This window comes from Salinicola sp., from assembly GCF_982684285.1.
Genome location: NZ_CEXLVS010000105.1, coordinates 7,616 through 13,733, shown reverse-complemented (window position 1 = coordinate 13,733; position 6,118 = coordinate 7,616). Strand labels below are relative to the sequence as shown.

6 protein-coding genes are annotated in these 6,118 nt (G+C 64.6%); 2 read left to right on the top strand and 4 right to left on the bottom strand.

Annotated elements, in window-relative coordinates:
- From AC3AYF_RS10850 to AC3AYF_RS10835, 4 genes are all read right to left on the bottom strand, one after another.
- Window positions 1-751 (bottom strand): Ldh family oxidoreductase (locus AC3AYF_RS10850; protein ID WP_487779728.1); only part of this gene is annotated, 751 nt, incomplete at its 3' end.
- Window positions 752-932: 181 nt separating this feature from the next.
- Window positions 933-2,426: a tripartite tricarboxylate transporter permease gene (locus AC3AYF_RS10845; protein WP_295038954.1), complete on the bottom strand. Its 1,494-nt coding sequence runs from the start codon at window positions 2,424-2,426 to the stop codon at window positions 933-935.
- Complete coding sequence (locus tag AC3AYF_RS10840; RefSeq protein ID WP_295038957.1) at window positions 2,427-2,885, bottom strand: tripartite tricarboxylate transporter TctB family protein; 459 nt, start codon at window positions 2,883-2,885, stop codon at window positions 2,427-2,429.
- The gene (locus AC3AYF_RS10835; RefSeq protein WP_295038959.1) at window positions 2,882-3,886 is read right to left on the bottom strand and encodes a Bug family tripartite tricarboxylate transporter substrate binding protein; all 1,005 of its coding nucleotides are present in this window, start codon (window positions 3,884-3,886) and stop codon (window positions 2,882-2,884) included. Before AC3AYF_RS10835 ends, AC3AYF_RS10840 begins: the two co-directional genes overlap by 4 nt.
- A gap of 187 nt (window positions 3,887-4,073) precedes the next feature.
- Between AC3AYF_RS10835 and AC3AYF_RS10830 the strand changes: the two genes are divergently transcribed.
- A complete protein-coding gene (locus AC3AYF_RS10830; RefSeq protein WP_487779727.1) occupies window positions 4,074-4,766 on the top strand; it encodes a response regulator in 693 nt (230 codons plus the stop codon).
- On the top strand, window positions 4,766-6,118 hold a 1,353-nt coding region (locus AC3AYF_RS10825), incomplete at its 3' end, for a sensor histidine kinase (RefSeq protein WP_487779726.1). The genes AC3AYF_RS10830 and AC3AYF_RS10825, both read left to right, overlap by 1 nt.

The window sequence follows — 6,118 nt, the reverse complement described above, 5'->3', positions numbered from 1 at the left end:
CCGCCCCAGACAGAACACCCGCCAGCATGTCCACGGCAAGTGCCAGGCCATAGCCCTTATGACCCCCAATCGTCTGCAGCATACCGGCAAGCGCTTCGTTGGGGTCACCCGTTGGAACACCGCTGGCGTCTACCGCCCAATCGAGCGGAATCGACTCTCCCCGGTCTCTTGCAGATCGAATCTTCGCACGAGCAACCGTGCTCAACGCCATGTCCAGTAGAAAGTGCTCTCCTCGAGGATTGGGAAAACCGAAGCCCAGAGGGTTATTGCCCAACTTTGGAGAAGTTCCACCATAGGGGGCTATGGTCGTCGTGGCGTTGCTGGCGATGAAGCTCATGAAACCCTGCTCGGCGGCCATGAACGAGTACGGCATGACAGGTCCGAAGTGATTGCTGCCCCTGACGAAAACCATGCCGATACCGAACTCCGATGCCATCTTCATGGATTGGGAGAGTGCCCTCTTGCCAAGCAGCGGGCCAAGCGCATTATCCCCGTCAAGCGTAGCCACAGTGGGATAGGCCTGGTGTAATTCGATACGAGGATTGGCGTTGATTCCGCCTACTTTTATCCTCTCTCCATAAGACATGATGCGAGCCACGCCATGCGTGTGGATTCCCAGCATGTCAGCCATGACCAGTACATCAGCCACGTCCTCGGCTTCGTCCGTCACGATACCGAGACGCTCTAGTGCCTCGACCGCAATGCTTTTCAATTCTGCCTGTCCAACCTTTCTTTTGGGCATATCCACCATGGCCATTTCCACCTATAAAAGTGCCAACGAGATCTGGCAGATTATCCCCCGCATCGCATAGGGGGAATTTCTTTCTGGGAAAGGGAGCTTTCTCGTAATAACAAGCAGAGTCAGGCACGTAGACCATCAACAACCGCACTCGTGATGGCCAGCGGTTTCTCGACAGCCCGGATATTCACCGTCACAGGAATTTCGCCTTGAGCTTACCCGCGAACATCGGCACCAATACCACCAGCGCGGCGGCGATCCATAGCCCGATCGACAGCTTGGATTGGAACAGGATGCCCGCATCGCCACCGCTGATCGACAGCGCCCGGCGCAGGTTCTCCTCCATCAGCCCGCCGAGCACGAAGCCCAGCACTACCGGCGCCAGCGAGAAGCCGAACTTGCGCAGCAGGTAGCCGAACACCCCGATGACCAGCATCAGGTAGATCGCCATCAGGTCGGAGTGAAGCTGATAGACGCCGACGAAGGCGAGGATCGCCACGCTCGGTACCAGCAGCCAGCGCGGCACCTGCAGCACGCGGGCGAACACGCCGGCCAGCGGCAGGTTCAGCAGCAGCAGCATGACGTTGCCGATATAGAGCGAGGCGATCAGGCCGCCCACCACCACCGGCTGCTCGCGGAACATCATCGGGCCGGGATTGATGTTGTAGAGCATCAGCGCGCCGAGCAGGATCGCGGTGGTGCCGGAGCCGGGAATGCCCAGCGTCAGCATCGGCACGAAGGAGCCGGCGGCGGAGGCGTTGTTGGCCGCTTCCGGTGCCGCCAGCCCGCGCATGTTGCCGGTGCCGAAGCTGTTGTCGTGGTCGCTGATGCGCTTTTCGGTGGTATAGGCCACGGCGCTGGCGACGGAGGCGCCGGTGCCCGGCAGCACGCCGATGACGAAGCCGATCACGCTGGAGCGCAGGATCGCCCACTTGCAGTACAGCACTTCGCTCATCTTGACCATGACCCGGCCGATCGGCGCCATCTCACCGTCCTGGTCGTGGCGGAAGGCGTGCTCGAGCATCAGCAGGATCTCGCTGACCGCGAACAGGCCGATGATCATCACCACGAAATCGATGCCGTCGTAGAGCTCGGGCATGTCGAAGGTGAAGCGCAGCACGCCGGTGCCGGAGTCGACGCCGACGGTGGAGATCAGCACGCCAAGCACCGCACCGATCAGGGTCTTGAGTGGATCCTTGCCCATCATGGCGGACATGGAAGCGAAGGCGAAGATCATCAGCGCGAAGAATTCGGCGGGGCCGAACTTGACGGCGACGATCGCCAGCAGCGGCGCAAACAGGGTCAGGCCGATGATCGCGACGGTCGCCCCGATGAACGAACTGACGGCGGACAGGCCCAGGGCCGGCCCGGCGAGCCCCTTCTTGGCCAGCGGGTGGCCGTCCAGCGTGGTCATGACCGCGCCGGCATCACCGGGCACGTTGAGCAGGATGCTCGACATCCTCCCGCCGTACTCGGAACCGGTGTAGATACCCGCCAGCAGGATGAGCGCGGATTCCGCCGGCAGGCCCAGCGTGTAGGCCAGCGGCATCAGGATGGCGATACCGTTGATCGGCCCGATACCCGGCAAGGCACCGAACAGCGTCCCGAGCAGCGCGCCCAGGAAGGCCAGCCCCAGGTTGAGCGGCGTCAGGGCGACACCGAAGCCCTGGATCAGAAAATCGAACATTTAATTGCTCCCCAGCAGCGGCTCGATCCAGCTACCGGTCGGCAGCGAGATTCCCAGTCCGTAGGTGAATAGCAGGTAACTGCCCACCGCCAGCAGCAGGCCGCCGACGACCGCTTTCAACGGCCCGGCACCGAACAGCCAGGCGATGACGATGCTGACCAGAGCGGTCGTCACCAGGAAACCGAGGTTGATGAACAGCGCCGCATAGAGACCCAGCACGGCCATGGTGAAGAGCAGGCGCAGCAACAGCGCGCCGGTCGGCCACTCACCGCTGGCGCCCGGGCGCACGAACAGCACCACGGCCAATACCGCCAGCAGCCCCGCGAGAATCAGCGGAAAGGCTTTCGGCCCGACCGGGTCGTAACTGAACGGCACCTCCAACTGCCAGGCCTGGACGGCGACGAACGCCGCCAGACCGAGTAACAGCAGGCTCAGGATTCGGTCGGCGGCGAGTTTCATTGGGTCAGACCCACTTCTTTGGACAGTTGCTGGAAGTCGGCAACCTGATCTTTCACGTACTGGTGGAAGTCTTCACCGAACTTGGCCATCGGGAACAGACCGCGACCTTCACGCAGCTTGGCGAAGCTTTCTGTCTCGCTCAGCGCTTTCAGACGGTCGGCCCACGCCTGGTACTCTTCGTCGCTGACATCCGGACCCATGTAATAACCGCGCCAGATCGGCCATTCGACGTCGTAGCCCTGCTCCTTGGCAGTGGGGATGTCCGCGTAGGGCCCGGCCATGCGCTCTTCGGAGAGGGCCGCCAGAATACGAATCTCGCCGCTGTCGAGCTGTGGCTTCAGCTCGGCCAGGTCGCCGGTGAAGACCTGGATGTGTTCACCCAGCAGTGCGGCCAGCGCCTCACCGCCGCCCTCGAAGGAGACGTAGCGCAGCTTGCGCGGATCGACCTCGTCGGCCTTGGCCATCAGCGCCGCCTTCATCCAGTCCTGGCTGCCGACCGTGCCGCCGGCACCGATGACCACGCTGGAAGGATCCTTCTTCAGTGCTTTCATCAGTTCGTCGAGGTTGTTCCACGGCGCGTCCTTGCGGACGACGACCGCGCCGTAGTCGACGCCCAGCGCACCGACCCAGCGCACGTCGTCGACCTTGTGCTTGATGCCGAACTTGCCCAGCGCCAGATTCAACGCCGCGCCGGTACTGGCCGCCACGATCAGGTTGGGATCGTCATCGCGCACGCCGGTGACATGGTTGTAGGCGACGGCACCGATACCGCCCGGCATGTAGCTGACCATCATCGGCTCGTCGATCAACTTGGCTTCCTGCAGGCCATTGGCCGCCAGACGGCAGGTCAGGTCGTAACCGCCACCCGGTTTGGCCGGCGCGATGCACTCCGGCGGCTTGGCCTGGGCCTGGACGGCGCCGGCCAGCAGCGCACCCCCGGTAACGGCGGCGACCAGCCAGCGTTGAAGGCCTTTCGCTTTGGACATGTGATTCTGGGGCATGCTGTGCGTCTCCTACCTGGGTTGTTATGCTCGCAAAGCTCATGGCGGGCACCGGTCTCGGGCCGGCTCTGCCCACCGACAGCGCGATGCTAGAGCGCTAACCTTTCATCAACCTGTCATCTAAACCTTTGTCGCATAGGACATTAGTCGCATAAGGCATGGGGATTCGATGACGCGAGACATCGCCATGCATCTGCTCGTGATCGAGGATGACCCGCTGCTGTCGCGCTCGCTGGCCCAGGCGATGACGCGCCATGGCTATACCGTCGACGCCCTGGCCCTCATCGACGACGCCATCCAGGCACTGCGCCAGGGTCGTTTCGATCTGGTGCTGCTCGACCTGGGCCTGCCCGATGGCAACGGCCTCGACGTGCTCGAGTGGATGCGCGCCCATACCGACTCGACGCCGGTGATGATTCTCACCGCGCGGGATGCACTGGCGGATCGCGTGCGCGGACTGGACCTCGGCGCCGACGACTATCTCGCCAAGCCGTTCTCGATCACCGAACTGGAAGCCCGGGTACGCGCCCTGCTGCGCCGCAGCCAGCAACGGCTCGACAACAGCGTTCGTTTCGGCGGCCTGGTGCTGGATACCCGCTCGGCCAGCGCCTGGCTGGACGGAGCGGCCCTCGATCTGCCGAGGCGCGAGTTCAGCCTGCTGGAAGCGCTGATGCTCAACGCGGGGCGCATCGTGCAGCGCGAAGCCCTGGAGAACCGGCTGTTCGGCTTCGAGGCGGTGGGCGCCAACGCCCTGGACGTCTACGTCAGCCGGCTGCGCAAGCGCCTGGCCGGCTCCGGCCTGTCGATTCGGACGCTGCGCGGCCTGGGTTATCGGCTCGAGGAGCCGCGGGAGTCATTCGGAGAGGGGCGGCCTGAGTGATGCCACCTCGCACCTCGCTCAAGCGGCGACTGACGCTATGGCTCGTGGTGATCGTCGCAGGATTGGGAACGCTGCTGCTGATCGAGGCCTACACCAGCGCGCGCAAGGCGGCGGACCGGGCCATGGATGGCCAGCTCGAGGCCGCCAGTCTGACCATCGCCGAGTCGCTGCAGTGGCCGGAGGGCAACCCCACCCTGGAGATGCCTGCCTCGGCGCTGCAGATCCTGGCCACCCGCTGGCAGGAACGGGTCTTCTACTGGCTGCAGGCGGATAACGGCACCACGATCACCCAGAATGCCGATCTGCCGATCACCGATGCGATGCGGGCCGAGGCCCGACAGCACCCGGTCTACCTCGACGCCATCCACGACGGCCAGCCGATCCGTCTCAGCGGCCGCGAGGTGGACTCCGCCGGCTGGGATACCCAGGAGCCGGTGCAGCTCTGGGTGGGGCATACCCGCCATGGGCGCGACCTGCTGGCGCGGGAGCTGTTCCGCAAGAGCGCGACCCGCTTCGCCGCAATGGTGCTGATCACTGCGGCCCTGGTGGGGATCGCGATGCACACCATGCTGGCGCCGCTGCGACGCCTGCGCCAGGCACTGCGGGAGCGTCGCGCCGAGGAGAACAGTCCGTTGATGCTCGACGTGCCGCGGGAGATGCAGGAGCTGGTCGAGACGCTCAACCGGTTGTTCGCCGACCAGCGCCATCATCGCGACGCGCTACTGCGCTTCATCGCAGACGCCTCGCACCAGCTCAAGACCCCGCTGGCGGGACTCCAGAGCACCAGCGAACTGGCGCTGACCAGCAACGAACCCGGCGTCTGGCACCAGGCCCTGGTCACCGTTCACGACAGCGCCGGGCGTACCAGTCGCCTGGCCGGACAGATGCTGAGCCTGACCCGCCTGCAGCATCTGGGGCCATTGCATGAACGTCAGCCGCTGGCACTGGATCGACTGATGCGCGAGATCACCGTCGATTGGGCCGATCGCCAGGACAGTCGCGATCATGACCTCGGGCTCGCCATCGAGGCACCGGCCCCGGTCTGGGTCGAGGGGGAAAGCTGGGCCCTGCGCGAGCTGCTCAACAACCTGATCGACAACGCCTTTCGCTACACGCCGCCGGGCAGCGAGATCACGCTGGCGCTCCGCGGCGATGATGCCTGGGTGACGCTGGCCATCGAGGACGACGGTCCCGGCGTCGATGCCGAATCCCTCGACCGCCTGACTCGACCGTTCGAGCGCGGTCATCGCCAGGACACCCACGGGTCCGGGCTCGGCCTGGCCATCGCCGAATCCATCGCCGTACGCCACGGCAGCCGGCTGCAAGTTTCCAATCGCACGCCTCGCGGGCTC